Genomic DNA, 15,981 nt, shown 5'->3' on the forward strand with positions numbered 1-15,981 from the left:
TATTTTAATGATATTTATTTCCGGATAATTTTATTTCGAAATCCGAAAAGCACTGATAACCATTGTACAATATAGAAAATATTTTTTCATCCTTCATTAGGCTGAAAGGCCCCTGTTTTTGCATGGGGGGATTGTGTGGTAAAATGTAGAAAATTAAATGCAAAGGATAACCGTTGAAACGATGAATATTCTCATGATAAATAACCATGACTCTTTTACATACAATCTCGTGCATTATATGGAAGACTCTTCATATGATGTTGAAGTGATTGTTGTAAAACCGGAGTCTTTGTATGAAGAAATAATAGCAGAAAAACAAATCTCCGGAATTGTAATTTCGCCGGGTCCGTCACATCCAAAAGACCGGCCGGAAGTAATGGCGTTTCTAAGGAAGCATTGGGTCGATGTACCGATTTTAGGGGTATGTCTCGGTCATCAGCTGCTGTGGCATATGTCCGGCGGAATGGTGGAGCGGGGGAATCGTCCGGTCCACGGTCATGTTTCCCTGATCCATCACGAGGGTTCGGGGCTGTTTGAAGATATTCCATCACCATTTCATGTGACCCGCTATCATTCCCTGGTATGCAGCGGCCCGGTGCCTGAAGGGTTCGAGGTCTCAGCCCGGACTGAAGCGGGCACAGTAATGGGCATCCAGCATAAAGAGCATAATATTGCAGGGCTTCAGTATCACCCTGAGGCGATATTGTCCGAAAACGGGAGAAGACAGCTGGAGACATTTATAAGGAAGGCTCAAGAAGGTGACGCTCATGCACGTACATGCGAAGTTCAAGAAGGATGATGTGATTTCCGACTTATATTTTACAGCACCGGTTGATGTGCTCACAGAAACTGACTACAGTCTGGCATCGGCACTGCATCAGGCGGAGATATATGCCAAAGCAGGAAAGTACGTGATTCCGGCAGTGACATATGAAGCGGGATCGGGAGGCGCACAGGGCGAGTGGCCGGCCTTTGTCATTGGTGTTTTTGATGCGCCGGTCACCGAGGCGGTATTCAGCAGCGGTTACCGTGGAGACGGCGTATACAGGATGGGTGAATTGAAATTTTTAGAACACCAGGACGACTTCATGTACAATATAGAGAAAATCCGCGGCTACATAAGAGACGGCCATACGTATCAGGTGAACTATACGACACGCATGGAAGGAAATTTTTCGGGGGATGCCCATGCCCTATTCCGGCAGCTCACTTCAAATAACAACGGGGACTACGCCATATTCATCGCATGGGACGGCAGGTCCATTGTCAGCTGCTCCCCGGAACTTTTCTTCGAAGTGGATGAATACCGCCGCATCAGGACACGGCCGATGAAGGGGACTGCGAAGCGTTACAGTGATGCTGCGGCGGATGCTGAGAGCTATACATTTCTAAAGGATTCAAAAAAGGACCGGGCGGAAAATGTGATGATTGTGGATCTTTTAAGGAACGATCTTTCCAAAGTGGCGAAGGCGGGGACTGTGGAAGTGCCGGAATTATTTACGATTGAAAAGTACGAAACAGTCTATCAGATGACTTCGACGGTTGAAGCCTGCCTGCGCGATGATGTCGGTTTGCCGGAGATTATGAATGCATTGTTCCCCTGCGGTTCCATCACGGGGGCGCCGAAAGCAATCACCATGGAAATCATCGGAACTATGGAAAATACACCCAGAGGGTTTTACTGCGGCACACTCGGTATGATGTTCCCGGATGGTACAACGGTATTCAACGTGCCGATCAGAACCCTCTATATAGAGGCCGGACGATACATATATGGCGCGGGGGGCGGAATCACCTATGATTCCGATCCCGAGTCCGAGTATGCGGAGATGGTTGCGAAGACATCTTTTCTAAAAGGCGGCATGTATCAGCTGATTGAAACCATGCGTCTTGAGGACGGTGCGGTGAAGCGGCTGGATTTACATGAAGCGCGCATCTTAAAGTCTGCCGGAAATCTATCCTATACATTGCCCGACTTTAAAAAATCCGTTCTGGCCTATACAGCGGCACAGAATCTGGACGTGGCAGACGGCCTCTTTAAAGTGAGGGCGGCGGCGGAACTGGATGGCACAGTGTCGGTCACCCATGCAATGATCGGGGAAACGGATGCAGCCGAAGCGAAACTTGCCAATGGAGAGATTAAAGCTCCGGCAGTGTTTTTGGAAAATAAAACAACGGTAAGGCATCAATACCATAGTACAGACAATGAATTCAGTATCGTTTTGTATTATAATGAATATCATCGAGTGACCGAATTCAATATCGGTAATCTAGTTGTTGAAGAAGCAGGCGTGTTTTATACGCCTCCGCTGACGGACGGATTGCTGGGTGGTGTGATGCGCCGGTCACTTATAGAGCGTGATGTATTGCGGGAGCGGAGTTTTACAAAAACTGAACTTATCCGGAAATATACCGGCGGGGATATACAGTTATATATGATCAACAGCTTAAAAGAGTGGGTCAAAATCAGTTTGAATGTTTCGGGGTGAAACCATGTTAACCATATTTTTAATATTACTCGTCATCGGCATCGTGCTGTTCACGCACTTTACAGTGACTTATCTCATTGAAAACGATATTAAGATTGTCGGTGTATTGTTCGCTTTTGTCGGTGTGATCGCAGCCATAATCGTTCTGCAGTTTATAATCAGCGGCATGACAGAATTCGTTGCAGGAGAACTTTCGTTATTTTACAGGGATAATTAGGTGTTTTAAATAGGAGGAAGAAAGATGATTTTTGCAAATGGAGACTGCTATATTACGTATCAGCAGGAAGAATTGATCAATGATGCCGACCGGACACGGATTGAAGCGGGATTTGAAAAAGAGGACCATGTATATCTGTCAGATCTGCAGGCGACGGAACATACATTAACATTTCTTTATTCACCGATTAAAGTAATGGAAGAACATAATACAATTGAACCGTGTCATCTGGTAATAGATGAAGTCAGGGCGTTTCTCGTCAGAATGGAGGTTGCAGCATGAGCCTTATTATACAGGACAGCGGACTGCTGACGATTCTGCAGACACTGGACCCCGAGCAATCAACCGCCGGCAATGAATATAACGGTGCATGCGACCGGCTCGCGCATCAGCTGGCGAATCAGCTGGTCGGCAACGATACATCAGCGCCGACCATTGAAATGACACTCCAGCCTTCAGTGATCAAGTTTACAGAACCGACAATCATCGCTTTCAGCGGTGCAGGTTTCAAAGCAAAATCGGGCGGGCGTGATATATTCATTAACCGCATTTATCTTTTTGACCGCGGAGATACGCTTGAATTCATTCCGCAGCCGAAAGGCAACCGGGTCTATCTGGCAGTGGCGGGCGGATTGAAAGTTGAAGGCTCGAACGTCCTGAAATCCGGTGATGAAGTAGTGATGTGCCGTGACTATACTGCGCATCACGATGAACTGTTCAACATGCTGAAACGCCACAATGAAGTGAGCTGGGGCGTGGATACTTATGCCCTTGTCGAAGTCTACCTTTCAGATACTTACCATCTGGTCAGACGTCCGGATATTTCAGATGAAGTATATACCCGTCTGGAGTCTGGCGAATATACGGTGAGAAATGAAAAGAACAGGGTTGCCCTGTATGTGGACGGCCCTGAAATAGATCTGGGGAATGCCGGTATCGAACATGCGGGGGTAAAAGGCGGCGTGCACATCGCTGACAATCAGCCGGTGCTCGCGCTGAATGACTTTAACAAAGTGACGACCGCACCGCAGGTCGGGACGATACCGTCATACCATCTGCACAAGCTTTCCCAAAAGCGCACAGGCTCTAAAATTCAATTTAAAGTCATTGATGCCGAAGATGCACATGCCAATCTGTACGCTCACCATCTATGGGTGAAGAGTCTGTTTAAAGCGATAGACTATAAACTTTCCAAAGAACTTGTCAAAGAAAAGATGTAGGAAATGACTTTTTATGGTTTGGGACGATATTGTCCCGGACCATTTTTTCATGATGAATAAAAATCGGGGGAAACTGAAAAATTTTTACCGGAAAATGGCCGGAGAAACAACAAAAAAAGGCTGAAATAAGGTATAATAATATATCAGTAAAAACGAATGCTGATGTCAAATCAGCATATGGTGGGAATGGTTTTGACATGAGGAATATTTTAAAACAGTATTTTGGATTCGATAAATTTAGACCAAAACAGGAAGAAATCATAAATTCAGTGGTGGCAGGCAACAATACGCTGGGCATACTTCCGACGGGATCCGGCAAGTCAATCTGTTTCCAGGTTCCCGGACTGAAATATCCCGGACTGACTCTGGTTATTTCCCCGCTGATTTCTTTAATGCGCGACCAGGTGGAAGCTTTGAACAATCAGGGCATTCCCGCAGCTTATCTGAACTCGACGCTTAAGAAAAGAGAAATTGATTCTCTGATGGCCAATTTGGAAGCGGGGCACTATCAGTTCCTCTATGTTGCGCCGGAACGGTTTAACAATGGAGAATTCACCAATTTAATCAAACGGCTCGATGTGCCGCTGATCGCTTTTGATGAAGCGCACTGTATTTCCAAATGGGGGCATGACTTCAGACCGAGCTACCAGAGCATTATACCGATATTGAAATCTCTCCTGCCGGATGCGGTCACTGTCGGACTGACAGCTACCGCCACTCTGGAAGTACAGGAGAATATTCAGGAACTCCTGGATATCGGAATGGAAAATGTCTTCACAACCAGTGTGGCAAGGGAAAATCTGCACCTGAACGTAAACACGACATATCAAAGAGAGCAGTTTATTCTCTCCTATATACAGGGAAAGCCCGGCTTGTCCGGCATAATATATGCGGCCACACGGGCGGAAGTGGAGAAGATATCGTTATTCCTCACAGACAACGGTGTGGATAACGTTATTTACCACGGCGGTCTCGGCAAGGAAGAGCGTAACCGCAACCAGCAGCAGTTTGTCACAGGCGATACGAATATCGCTGTCGCAACCAATGCTTTCGGTATGGGGATTGATAAGCCGGATATCCGTTTCATCATCCACCACAATCTGCCGGGGGACATAGAGAGCTATTATCAGGAAATCGGGCGTGCCGGACGTGACGGCCAGGTCAGCGAATGCATATTGCTGTCCAGCCCCCGGGATATTAACCTGCATCAGTTTTTTATCGACCGTTCAAGTTCATCCGAGCAGTATAAAGATCACATGAGGGCAAAGCTCGACCGGATGATCCAGTACAATCGCACAAGCAAATGTCTGAGCAGCTTCATTACAAAGTATTTCGACCCTGATGAATATGTGGAAGAATGTCTCGTGTGCTCGAACTGTAAAAATTCCGAACGCAGTTATGATATGACGGGTGAGGCAAAAACCATCGTGGAACTCACCCGGAACTGTGAACTGCCTTTGACCAAAGAACAGACGATTCAGGTTTTAAGAGGCGAGATGACGGAAAACGTTACATCACACAGCCTGGAACAAGTGGAATCATTCGGCCGGATGGACAGCTACCTGACAAGTGAGATCAACCATCTACTGGAAGAAATGGTTCTCAGAGGCTACCTTCACCTTGAAGAGGAACACCTGTATACTGTGAGCAAGAGTGAAATGATATTGGACGGCGACCTGACGCTTAAGACAGTGCCGTTCAGGAAACACTTCAACGAGAAGGTGGATATCAGTACAGCTTCTTCTCCGAATGAACTGCTTTTCCGGAAACTTGCAGAAACACGCACGTTGGTGGCTGATAAATATAATCTGACGGAAGAGGACATTTTTACGGATGCCACACTGCGTGAATTTGCCAAAAAAATGCCTGCGTCCAAACAGGACATGGTGAACATCCAGGGCGTCGGCAACTACAAGCTGAAACATTACTGTCCACACTTTCTGGAAACGATCAGTGCGCATCAGGAAAGTGTTTTTGTCACTGAATAAAAATAATAAAAAGCCGGTCCTTTTTAAAGGTGCCGGCTTGACTATTGCTTGAGATTAAACTTTGCCTGGTCTATTTTTCATGTACATATAGTAGCTTGCTGCAAAGATGATGATGTATCCGATGATGGATAACGTATCCGGAATGTTACCGAAAACGACGATACTGAACATTGCTGTAAACAAAATCGTCGAGTAGAAGAATATTGAAATCTCCTTGGCCGGTGCATAACTGTAGGCGATGGTCAGACCGAACTGTCCGACAGCGGCGAACACACCCGACAGGACCAAAGCCCAGAACTGTACAGTGGACATAGGTTCAAACTGCCACAGGAAAAAGGGCAGCAGTACGGCACATGAGAAAAATGAAAAGTAGAATACGGTTGTATAGAACTTTTCCCGGCTTCCCAGTACGCGGAGTACTGTATAGGCGCCGGCTGCAAACAACGCACCGGCCACACCGATCAGCGCGTAGGCTGTATCACTCGACATGGAGGGCTTGATGATAAAGAGTGCGCCTGCGAACGCGATGATGATTGAAATCACCTGAAACCGGCGTACATATTCCTTTAAAAACACCGCACATAGAATGATGGTGAAAAAGGGGCTGAGCTTGTTAAGTATATCGGCATCACTGAGGACCATCCTGTCTATGACAAAGAAATTCAGGAGCACACCGATTACACCCAGAGATGAACGGGTGATCAGCAGAAGCTGGTTTTCCCTGTGTCCGAAAAACTTTTCTTTGTAGTATACAACAAAGCCGAGCGCCATCAGCATGGCTATGAAGTTCCTGAAGAAAACTTTCTGAACGGTAGGGAGGTCCCCGCTGTACTTAACAAACACAGCCATTAAACTGAAACCAAGCGATGATATGATGAGGGCGATAATCCCTTTAACTGTGCTGTTCATTAAAAGTGTCCCCCGATTTTAAAATATAAAATTTCATACTTGTGAGTACAAAGAATTTTACCGAAAAATTTTATAAAAAGTATGGCCCCAGTATAACATATGAGCAGAGGGAGTTCGGGCTGTTTTATGTGAATTTATTTCGCTGAAATTACAATTTTATCCTTTGCTTTAATACATGATATATGGCATCATAGAATTTGCAAAGAGCACATATGGTGTTTAAAATTACAACAAAACACTACATGTAGTGTTTGAAACCCTCGGGAAAAGTGTAAAGGTGAATATGAAGACAGAAATGAATTCGGACGGAAGTTCGTTTTATTTTATTTTTGCCAGTATTGGAGAAGGGGAGGGATGGTATGCTGATTGCATTCTATTCCATGACAGGAAACGTCCGGCGGTTTATAAAAAACACGCACCTGGCTGAACAGTTTGATGTCCATGAAATCCGGGCAAACAACAAAGAAGAGCCGGTGGATGAGCCATTCATCCTGGTTACAAGCACATACGGCAACGGCGGTATCCCGGGAGAGGTTCAATCCTTTCTGCGTGTGAACCACCGCAGCATGATTGCAGTGGCCTCAAGCGGCAACCGCAACTGGGGAAGGGATTTTGCACGTGCGGGAGAGCACATCAGCGACGAGTACAGTGTACCGCTTATCTTAAAATTCGAGCTGCACGGCACTCCGCAAGATAGAGAAGATTTCATTGAAAAGGCAGGGGCTATACATGAAAGTATTAGACGAGAAAAAATACAATCATATTGAGTTGAATAACGAAGTCACAAAGCGTGACGAAACCGGGTTCTATCAATTGGACAAAGATAAAGAGGCGCTTGAAGTTTTCAAGGAGGAAGTGAAGGATAAAACAATTCATTTCGATACCGAACTTGAGCGTCTGCACTATTTAGTGGACAACGACTTCTACTACAACTTATTTGAAGAGTACTCCGAGGAAGATGTAACGGAGATTGTTGAACAGGCAGACTCCATTCCTTTCGAGTTTAAGAGTTACATGGCTGCAAGCAAGTTCTTCAAGGATTACACACTTAAAACAAATGACAAAAAGCAATATCTCGAAGATTACAAGCAGCACGTCGTCATCGTAAGCATGTACCTTGCCAAAGGAAATGTGGAGCAGGCGAAACGCTTCATCGTGTCTATGATTGAACAGCGTTATCAGCCGGCGACGCCGACATTCCTGAACGCAGGACGCGCACGCCGCGGTGAAATGGTTTCATGTTTCCTCCTGGAAGTGGATGACAGTCTTAACTCTATCAACTATATCGATTCCACAGCGAAACAGCTGAGTAAAATCGGCGGCGGTGTTGCAATCAACCTTTCGAAACTGCGTGCCCGCGGAGAAGCGATCAAAGGCATTGAAGGGGTTGCCAAAGGCGTACTGCCTGTCGCAAAAGCGCTGGAAGGCGGATTCGGCTATGCCGATCAGCTTGGGCAGAGACCGGGTGCCGGTGCGGTATACCTGAACATTTTCCATTACGATCTGCCGGAATTCCTGGATACTAAAAAAGTGAACGCAGACGAAGACATCCGTCTGGCGACAATTTCCACAGGGCTTGTCGTCCCATCCAAATTCTTCGATCTGGCTAAAAATGACGAACCATTCTATTTGTTTGCGCCCCATACGGTTGAGCGTGAATATGGCCAGACACTTGATGATATGAATCTGGATGAGATGTATGATGACCTTGTGGCAAACGATAAAGTGAAAAAACGTAAGCTTGATGCACGTGAAATGTTAAATACGATTGCCCAGACACAGCTGCAGTCGGGTTATCCTTATATCATGTTCAAAGACAATGCGAACAAAGTGCATCCATTGAAAGAAGTCGGACAGATTAAAATCAGTAACCTGTGTACTGAAATATTCCAGCTTCAGGAAACATCGACAATCAATGATTACGGTACAGATGATGAAATCCGCCGTGACATTTCATGTAACCTGGGTTCACTCAACATTGCGAACGTCATGGACTCCGGTAAAGTCCGTGAATCCGTTCATGAAGGAATCGAAGCATTGACACTGGTAAGTGACGACACTTCAATCGCAAATGCTCCGGGTGTTAAAAAAGCAAACGATGAGCTGCACTCTGTCGGTCTTGGAGCGATGAACCTCCACGGTTATCTGGCCAAGAATAAAATTAATTATGAATCTGAAGAGGCAAGAGATTTCGCCAACGTATTCTTCATGATGCTCAACTTCCACTCCTTGGAAAAATCCATGATGATTGCCAAAGAACGCGGAGAAACTTTCAAAGACTTTGAGAGATCAGAGTATGCGACGGGCAAATATTTCGAGAAGTACATTGCTGAAGCAGTGGAGCCGAAATCCGATAAAGTGGTGGCAATGTTCTCCGATATCCACGTTCCGACTCAGCAGGATTGGGAAGCGCTCAGTCAGGAAGTAATGGAGCATGGCTTATTCCACGCGTACCGCCTGGCGATTGCGCCGACGCAGAGTATTTCCTATGTGCAGAACGCAACGAGTTCAGTAATGCCGATCGTCGATATGATCGAGCGCAGAACTTACGGCAACTCGGAAACATTCTATCCAATGCCGTTCCTGTCTCCTGAAACAATGTGGTATTACAAGAGCGCATTCAATACTGATCAGATGAAAATCATCGATATGATTGCGGCGATCCAGCAGCACGTAGATCAGGGAATCAGTACAATCCTGTACGTCAACTCTGATATTTCTACGAGATCACTGGCGAGACTTTATATCTATGCGCACCATAAAGGATTGAAGTCACTTTATTACACAAGAAACAAATTGCTCAGTGTGGAAGAATGCACAAGCTGTTCCGTATAATCTAAACGATCGATCGCAAAGGAGTCCTGGAAATGATTGCAGTAAACTGGAATAAAGAAGATGACATGACAAATGTATTCTGGCGACAGAATATCTCACAGATGTGGGTGGAGTCCGAGTTCAAAGTCTCTAAAGACTTGAGCTCCTGGGACGGCATGTCAGATGATGAAAAAGATACATTCAAAAAAGTGCTGGCTGGTTTGACCGGTCTGGATACACATCAGGCAGATGACGGGATGCCCCTCATCATGCTTCACACAGATGACCTCAGAAAAAAAGCGGTATATTCGTTCATGGGGATGATGGAGCAGGTACACGCAAAATCATACTCTCACATTTTCACGACATTGCTGTCGTCTAAAGAGACAAATGATCTTTTGGACCACTGGGTGATTGAAAATGAACAGCTTAAGTATAAAGCCGACAAAATTGTCAGCCGCTACCATAAGCTGTACGGCAAGGAAGCGTCTGTATACGACCAGTATATGGCGCGTGTAGCGAGTGTATTCCTGGAGTCGTTCCTGTTCTATTCAGGATTCTACTATCCGCTGTACCTTGCGGGACAGGGCAGAATGACGACAAGCGGGGAAATCATCAGAAAAATACTTCTCGATGAGTCCATCCACGGTGTGTTCACCGGACTGGATGCACAAATGCTCAAAGCAGAGCTTTCAGACGAAGAGCAGGAGCGTGCGGATAAAGAAATGTATGAACTTCTGAAAGACCTTTATGCAAACGAAGAAACATATACAAAAGATCTGTATGACAAACTCGGTCTTACTGAAGACGTGCTGAATTACGTTCAGTACAATGCGAACAAGGCACTCGCAAACTTAGGTTTCGATGCTTACTTCGAAGAGAAGGCGTTCAACCCGATTATTGAAAATGCACTGGATACAACAACGAAGAACCACGATTTCTTCAGTGTTAAAGGTGACGGCTATGTATTGGCGCTTAACGTGGAATCCATCAAGGATGAAGACTTCGAGTTCGAAGATGTAAAATAAAAAAAACCTCTGCATGCCATAGACATGCAGAGGTTTTTTTTATTATCTTAAGCAATTGTATTGACAATTCAGAGAAATATCATATGATTAAGGTAGAGTTTTTCAACTGAATACTATAGATTCTTTCGGGGCTGGGTGAAAATCCCAACCGGCGGTAAGCTTTAAAGCGAGCCCGCGACCCGTATCGTTTTTCACGGTACGGCTGATTCAGTGGAAGTCTGAAGCCGACAGTTAAAGTCTGGATGGGAGAGAGAATAGTGATGCAGCATACTTTTAAAGGCAGCGGTTATTTTTGGTACCTTAAAACAGTACGCTTATACTCGGTATTGCTTTTGAGCAATGCTTATTTCTGCATACATTAATCGACGCCGGAGGATATTTTACTATCCTTCGGCGTTTTTACATTCAGGAGGGAAAGACTTGAATCGATATATGAAAATGGCACTTGAACTTGCAAAGATGACAGACGGCCAGACAGGGAAGAACCCGCCGGTAGGCGCCGTCATTGTCAAAGACGGCAGCATTATAGGAATGGGGGCGCATCTGGGCTACGGCCAGCCGCATGCCGAGAGGCAGGCGCTGGCATCCTGCAGCGAGGATCCGGCCGGTGCAGATATTTATGTGACACTCGAGCCGTGTTCCCATCACGGGAAGACACCGCCGTGCACCGATGCGATTATCGAAGCGGGCATCAGATATGTTTACTACGCTGAACAAGACCTTAATCCTAAAGTGAGCGGGCATGATGTGCTCAAGGCTGCCGGGGTGAATGTTGAACATATGCCGAATGATGCGGCACAGGAACTGTACCGGGCTTTCTTCAGCCACTTGATGCGGAAACGTCCGAATGTGACGTTGAAATGTGCGATGAGCGTGGATGGCAGGCTTGCGCTTGACGACGGGACCAGCAAATGGATCACCGGCGAAGCAGCACGGGCGGATGTGCATAACGCGCGGCATGTTCATGAGGCAATCCTCGTGGGCGGGCATACTTTACTGAATGACGATCCCCGGCTGACGACGAGAATCGAAGGCGGCGGACGGTCGCCGCGGCCCGTGGTTTTGCTGGGCAAAGGCAAACTCCGCCAGGACCTTGCGATTTTCAGCCATCCCAGACGCCCGGTCATCTATACGACGAATAAAGACAATTTGGAATTTGAAGACCGGTGTGATATTAAAATCGGTGACTGGAGCCTGCAAGCAGTCCTTGATGACTTATACGGAATGAAACTGACTTCACTTTTCGTAGAAGGCGGTGCTTCAGTCCTTACTTCATTTATAAAAGAAAAATTATATGATCAAATATTTATATACGTTGCCCCGAAAATATTTGGTGAATCAAGGCATGCTCTGTACAGGGAAAAGATCTTTTCCATGGAAGAGGCAGTGCAGCTGAGATTGGTGGATGTTGAAAAGCTCGGGCCGGATTTAAAAATAACTTACGGAAAGGCTTGAGCATATGTTTACAGGGATTATCGAACAGGTTGGCAGAGTGAAACAGGCGGAAGATACAGGAAAGCACACGGTATTTGAAATACTGACGGGAATTTTTGATGATATCGCGCTTGGAGATTCCATCAATGTGAATGGCACATGTCTGACAGTGACGGAAATCAGGGAAAAATCTTTCACCGTGGAAATGGTGAATGAAACGAAACGCATCACAAGTCTCGGCACAGTCCGGGACGGCGATGCAGTGAATCTGGAGCGTGCGCTGACACTGAGTACGAGGCTCGGGGGCCATATCGTATCCGGGCACGTTGACGGTACGGGGGAAATCACCGATATTTCCTATGACGGCAGCGCGATGGTCATGCATATTAAAGTACCGGAGCACTTGATGAAATACATGGCTGAAAAAGGATCTGTTTCCATAGACGGCATCAGCTTGACGCTTTTTGATGTCCGGAAGGCATCATCCGAAATCATTCTCAATCTCATTCCGGAAACGCAGGAGCGGACCACACTCTCCGGCAAAACCGCCGGGGATCTGGTTAATATTGAAGCGGATATGCTGATGAAGCACGTGGAACATTTATTGGAAGCGGGTGTTAAAAATGTTTGATTCTATAGAAGCGGCAGTTGAAGATTTGAAGCAGGGCAGACTGGTCATCGTCGTCGATGATGAAAACCGTGAAAACGAAGGGGATCTGGTCGGTGCGGCTGATTTTATCACTGCCGGGGAAATAAACTTCATGGCAACGCATGCCCGCGGGTTGATATGTACGCCGGTGACACGGGAAATCGCACATAAAGCGGGACTTTCCCCGATGGTGACAAACAACAGCGACCCATACGGAACGGCATTTACAGTCTCGATCGATCATATATCTGGAACGACCGGCATCAGTGCCCACGAGCGTTTCGACACGATTCGTGCACTCGCCGCCTCCGATGTCCAGAAAACGGAATTCAATACACCGGGCCACGTCTTCCCGCTGATTGCGAAAGATGGCGGTGTCCTTGAACGCATGGGACATACGGAAGCATCCGTGGACCTTGCGAAACTTGCCGGGGCTGCTCCGGTCGGTGTCATCTGTGAAATCATGAATGAGGACGGCACGATGGCCAGAGTGGATGACCTTGAGCAGTATAAGGCAAAACACGATCTGAAAATGATTACGATTGAAGACTTGAAAAAATATATGAAGAAATATTCAGGCGTGACACTGGAGAGCACAATTAATCTGCCGACGGATTACGGAAAATTTAAAATGTACGGCTTCGTGGATAACAGTACAGGGAAAGAGCATCTTGCCCTGGTGCATGGTGAACTCACAAAAAATATGAATGTCCGGATTCATTCGGAATGCCTGACGGGAGATGTATTCCACAGTAAACGCTGTGATTGCGGGGATCAGCTGGAACGTGCGATGAAGATTATGAGCAAGGAAGACGGCATCATCCTTTATATGAGGCAGGAAGGCCGCGGCATCGGTCTGATCAACAAGCTCAAAGCGTACGAATTGATCGAGCAGGGCTATGATACGGTCAGTGCCAATGAACACCTCGGTTTCAATGCCGACTTAAGAGAATACGACGTTGCAGCAGAAATGCTGAAGCAGCTCGGCATAAATGCAGTGACCCTGCTCAGCAACAACCCGAGGAAGATCAAAGGGCTGGAAGACGAAGGCATTTCAGTCAACCGTCGCAGCCACATCATCAAAGCCAATGTTGTAAATAAAGATTACCTGAAAACAAAAAAAGAGAAGCTGGGACATCTACTCTAGGAGGACAACTTAAAATGAATAAAATCGAAACGAACATGATCGGTACAGGTCTTAAAATCGCAATTGTTGCAGGAAGATTCAATGACTTCATCACATCCCGGCTCGTTGAGGGAGCGGAAGGGATGCTCACGGGCCACGATGTAAAATCAGAAGATATTGATCTGCTGTACGTCCCCGGCGCATTTGAAATTCCGCTCGCTGCGAAAACACTCGCTGAATCGGGAAAATATGATGCAGTCATCGGACTTGGCTGCGTCATCCGAGGCAGCACGACGCACTATGATTATGTGTGTAATGAAGCGGCAAAAGGGATCTCCCAGGCAGGCATGACGACAGGCGTGCCGGTGATGTTCGGTGTGATTACAACAGAGAATATCGAACAGGCGATTGAACGCGCCGGTACAAAGGCGGGCAACAAAGGGGCCGATGCCGCCGCAGGAGCGATTGAAATGGCAAACGTGATGAAACAGATCAAAAACAACTAGGTTTTATTTTAAAAGTGAAAAGCTGTGCCGGGATGCCGATTATTTGGAGCATTCCGGTTTTTTTATGTGAGAGATGAGGATGTATGAATGATATACATGGAGGCACGGGAGTGTAATGACTGTTTCGCAAACAGGATCGGAAAATCTTCTTTCTTGTCGACTCAACCGAACGCACCCATAATTTTGTCATAATTACTTCAACTAAATTTCAAATATCGGGTGAACGCTGGTATATAATAGATGCTAAAATGAATGTCAGGGCTTAAAATCGAAATACAAAAGGAGAAACTATATATGAAATTCAAATCTTTATTCTCTTCAATTCTTGCTGCTTCACTGCTGCTTGCAGGATGCGGCACGGACGGCGAGAACTCGGAAAGCGGCAACTATGCCGGGCATGAAGAAGGCTCGGATGATGAAGTCAGATCACTGGACGTTGATCTGGAAGCTCCGGAAACGACAGCAGCCGGTGAAACTGTTGAATTTACCGCACATGTCTATTCCAACGGGGAAGATGTGACGGATGCGGACAAAGTCGAGTTCGAAGTGCTTGATTCGGAAGATAACAGAGTGGACATGATTGAAGCAGAGCATTCGGAAGCGGGTCTGTATACAATCGAGTATACATTTGAAGAAGCGGGTGAATTTTCCGTGATTTCCCACGTGGATGCACTTCAGATGCACACAATGCCTGAAAAGCAGATTACAGTGGAATAAAACCCGCATCTGCTTCGATTTCTGCAACTTATCTTGTTTGTATTGTTTGCCATTAAGGTTTACAATATATATATAATTCGAAGCACAAATTCAGGAGGTAGCCATGGAGTTGCAGGATAAGACGTATGTTGTGTCGAATGCCGCAAAATCACTGGGCAGAGAGCTGTCGATGCATTTGGCAAATCTGGGTGCAAATGTGATTTTAGCAGGAATTGAACATGTTGAATTGGATAACCTCTTGGGAGAACTTCAGGAAGAATCAGAGGGGAATCATAAGGTGGTTATGCTTGAGCAGTCGAAAGAAATTGACTGGCTGGCCATCATGGAAGAAATACAGGAAGAATACAGCACACTCAACGGAATTATACTGGTACATACGATATTCACCGAGAACCGCTCGGTATATGATGTTTCTTTTGATGAGTTCAACCACGTGATGTACGAACATGTCTGGGGGACTTACCTGGGCATCCGTACACTGCGTCCGATGCTGAAGGATGAGCGAGATGCAAAAATCATCAATGTAATCGAACCATCATTTGAAGATGTATTTGAAAGAAACTTATATTACACCGTCACAGGAGCGATTGAGGCACTCACACATTCTACTGCGATTGAACTCAGGAAAGAAGATGTGGATGTATACGCGTTAAGTTACCGTCCTTCAATCAGAGAAGGAGAGTCTCCGGAGCGTTCAAATCCGGAAGCGATCAGTACAGTAATGTCGATTTTATCCGGCAGCGGGAAAGCCCCGACGGGTGAAACAATCATCATCAATTAGATAATTGTTAACGATTTGTGACAAGAACCAGCCGGAATGAAAGCGGTTGGTTTTTTCATGTGAAAATATTCCGAATTCAGTTGAAAACTAAATATTTCACTGT

At 46.1% G+C, this 15,981-nt stretch carries 16 protein-coding genes and 1 riboswitch; of the genes, 15 read left to right on the plus strand and 1 reads right to left on the minus strand.

From position 1 onward, the window contains the following. Positions 1-157: 157 nt before the first annotated feature. The 6 genes from ACKRAT_RS02135 to recQ all read left to right on the plus strand — a co-directional run bounded on the left by ACKRAT_RS02135 (position 158) and on the right by recQ (position 5,914). Positions 158-799, plus strand: coding sequence for an anthranilate synthase component II (locus ACKRAT_RS02135; protein ID WP_411843471.1), 642 nt, complete (start codon positions 158-160; stop codon positions 797-799). Further along, on the plus strand, positions 768-2,489 hold the full coding sequence (gene pabB / locus ACKRAT_RS02140) for an aminodeoxychorismate synthase component I (RefSeq protein ID WP_411843472.1): 1,722 nt from the start codon (positions 768-770) through the stop codon (positions 2,487-2,489). The genes ACKRAT_RS02135 and pabB overlap by 32 nt, the downstream gene beginning before the upstream one ends. Before the next feature lie 4 nt (positions 2,490-2,493). Continuing rightward, a complete protein-coding gene (locus tag ACKRAT_RS02145; protein ID WP_411843473.1) occupies positions 2,494-2,706 on the plus strand; it encodes a hypothetical protein in 213 nt (70 codons plus the stop codon). Positions 2,707-2,730: 24 nt separating this feature from the next. Continuing rightward, positions 2,731-2,988, plus strand: a complete 258-nt coding sequence (locus ACKRAT_RS02150; RefSeq protein ID WP_411843474.1) for a hypothetical protein — start codon at positions 2,731-2,733, stop codon at positions 2,986-2,988. After that, positions 2,985-3,926, plus strand: coding sequence for a hypothetical protein (locus tag ACKRAT_RS02155; RefSeq protein ID WP_411843475.1), 942 nt, complete (start codon positions 2,985-2,987; stop codon positions 3,924-3,926). Before ACKRAT_RS02150 ends, ACKRAT_RS02155 begins: the two co-directional genes overlap by 4 nt. A gap of 197 nt (positions 3,927-4,123) precedes the next feature. Then, the gene (gene recQ / locus ACKRAT_RS02160) at positions 4,124-5,914 is read left to right on the plus strand and encodes a DNA helicase RecQ (protein ID WP_411843476.1); all 1,791 of its coding nucleotides are present in this window, start codon (positions 4,124-4,126) and stop codon (positions 5,912-5,914) included. A gap of 54 nt (positions 5,915-5,968) precedes the next feature. Here recQ and ACKRAT_RS02165 read toward each other — a convergent pair whose 3' ends face one another. After that, positions 5,969-6,823: a DMT family transporter gene (locus tag ACKRAT_RS02165; RefSeq protein WP_411843477.1), complete on the minus strand. Its 855-nt coding sequence runs from the start codon at positions 6,821-6,823 to the stop codon at positions 5,969-5,971. A 359-nt stretch (positions 6,824-7,182) separates the two neighbouring features. Here ACKRAT_RS02165 and nrdI point away from each other — a divergent pair, with 359 nt between their 5' ends. The 9 genes from nrdI to ACKRAT_RS02210 all read left to right on the plus strand — a co-directional run bounded on the left by nrdI (position 7,183) and on the right by ACKRAT_RS02210 (position 15,878). After that, entirely contained in the window at positions 7,183-7,590 is a 408-nt protein-coding gene (nrdI, locus tag ACKRAT_RS02170; protein WP_411843478.1) for a class Ib ribonucleoside-diphosphate reductase assembly flavoprotein NrdI, read from the plus strand. Next, entirely contained in the window at positions 7,553-9,658 is a 2,106-nt protein-coding gene (nrdE, locus tag ACKRAT_RS02175; RefSeq protein ID WP_411843479.1) for a class 1b ribonucleoside-diphosphate reductase subunit alpha, read from the plus strand. The genes nrdI and nrdE overlap by 38 nt, the downstream gene beginning before the upstream one ends. A gap of 32 nt (positions 9,659-9,690) precedes the next feature. Beyond that, the gene (gene nrdF, locus ACKRAT_RS02180) at positions 9,691-10,665 is read left to right on the plus strand and encodes a class 1b ribonucleoside-diphosphate reductase subunit beta (RefSeq protein ID WP_411843480.1); all 975 of its coding nucleotides are present in this window, start codon (positions 9,691-9,693) and stop codon (positions 10,663-10,665) included. Between the two features lie 117 nt (positions 10,666-10,782). Continuing rightward, positions 10,783-10,923, plus strand: a riboswitch (FMN riboswitch). 162 nt (positions 10,924-11,085) lie between these two features. Continuing rightward, entirely contained in the window at positions 11,086-12,120 is a 1,035-nt protein-coding gene (gene ribD / locus ACKRAT_RS02185) for a bifunctional diaminohydroxyphosphoribosylaminopyrimidine deaminase/5-amino-6-(5-phosphoribosylamino)uracil reductase RibD (RefSeq protein ID WP_411843481.1), read from the plus strand. 4 nt (positions 12,121-12,124) lie between these two features. Then, entirely contained in the window at positions 12,125-12,730 is a 606-nt protein-coding gene (locus ACKRAT_RS02190; RefSeq protein ID WP_411843482.1) for a riboflavin synthase, read from the plus strand. Further along, positions 12,723-13,895, plus strand: coding sequence for a 3,4-dihydroxy-2-butanone-4-phosphate synthase (gene ribB / locus ACKRAT_RS02195; RefSeq protein ID WP_411843483.1), 1,173 nt, complete (start codon positions 12,723-12,725; stop codon positions 13,893-13,895). Before ACKRAT_RS02190 ends, ribB begins: the two co-directional genes overlap by 8 nt. Before the next feature lie 14 nt (positions 13,896-13,909). Further along, positions 13,910-14,380, plus strand: coding sequence for a 6,7-dimethyl-8-ribityllumazine synthase (ribE, locus tag ACKRAT_RS02200; RefSeq protein ID WP_411843484.1), 471 nt, complete (start codon positions 13,910-13,912; stop codon positions 14,378-14,380). A 294-nt stretch (positions 14,381-14,674) separates the two neighbouring features. After that, complete coding sequence (locus ACKRAT_RS02205; protein WP_411843485.1) at positions 14,675-15,097, plus strand: FixH family protein; 423 nt, start codon at positions 14,675-14,677, stop codon at positions 15,095-15,097. Positions 15,098-15,200: 103 nt separating this feature from the next. Then, entirely contained in the window at positions 15,201-15,878 is a 678-nt protein-coding gene (locus tag ACKRAT_RS02210; protein ID WP_411843486.1) for an SDR family oxidoreductase, read from the plus strand. Positions 15,879-15,981: the final 103 nt, after the last annotated feature.

Origin of the sequence: Salinicoccus sp. HZC-1, from assembly GCF_046736035.1 — a bacterium.
GTDB lineage: Bacteria > Bacillota > Bacilli > Staphylococcales > Salinicoccaceae > Salinicoccus.

Excerpts from the sequence above, each read along its gene's own strand:
- nrdI (WP_411843478.1), top strand. The coding sequence starts at position 7,183 with ATGCTGATTGCATTCTATTCCATGACAGGAAACGTCCGGCGGTTTATA.
- ACKRAT_RS02150 (WP_411843474.1), top strand. The coding sequence starts at position 2,731 with ATGATTTTTGCAAATGGAGACTGCTATATTACGTATCAGCAGGAAGAA.
- ACKRAT_RS02210 (WP_411843486.1), top strand. The coding sequence starts at position 15,201 with ATGGAGTTGCAGGATAAGACGTATGTTGTGTCGAATGCCGCAAAATCA.
- ACKRAT_RS02135 (WP_411843471.1), top strand. The coding sequence starts at position 158 with ATGCAAAGGATAACCGTTGAAACGATGAATATTCTCATGATAAATAAC.
- nrdE (WP_411843479.1), top strand. The coding sequence starts at position 7,553 with ATGAAAGTATTAGACGAGAAAAAATACAATCATATTGAGTTGAATAAC.
- ribE (WP_411843484.1), top strand. The coding sequence starts at position 13,910 with ATGAATAAAATCGAAACGAACATGATCGGTACAGGTCTTAAAATCGCA.
- ACKRAT_RS02155 (WP_411843475.1), top strand. The coding sequence starts at position 2,985 with ATGAGCCTTATTATACAGGACAGCGGACTGCTGACGATTCTGCAGACA.
- ACKRAT_RS02205 (WP_411843485.1), top strand. The coding sequence starts at position 14,675 with ATGAAATTCAAATCTTTATTCTCTTCAATTCTTGCTGCTTCACTGCTG.
- nrdF (WP_411843480.1), top strand. The coding sequence starts at position 9,691 with ATGATTGCAGTAAACTGGAATAAAGAAGATGACATGACAAATGTATTC.
- pabB (WP_411843472.1), top strand. The coding sequence starts at position 768 with ATGCACGTACATGCGAAGTTCAAGAAGGATGATGTGATTTCCGACTTA.
- ribB (WP_411843483.1), top strand. The coding sequence starts at position 12,723 with ATGTTTGATTCTATAGAAGCGGCAGTTGAAGATTTGAAGCAGGGCAGA.
- recQ (WP_411843476.1), top strand. The coding sequence starts at position 4,124 with ATGAGGAATATTTTAAAACAGTATTTTGGATTCGATAAATTTAGACCA.
- ACKRAT_RS02145 (WP_411843473.1), top strand. The coding sequence starts at position 2,494 with ATGTTAACCATATTTTTAATATTACTCGTCATCGGCATCGTGCTGTTC.
- ACKRAT_RS02165 (WP_411843477.1), bottom strand. The coding sequence starts at position 6,823 with ATGAACAGCACAGTTAAAGGGATTATCGCCCTCATCATATCATCGCTT.
- ACKRAT_RS02190 (WP_411843482.1), top strand. The coding sequence starts at position 12,125 with ATGTTTACAGGGATTATCGAACAGGTTGGCAGAGTGAAACAGGCGGAA.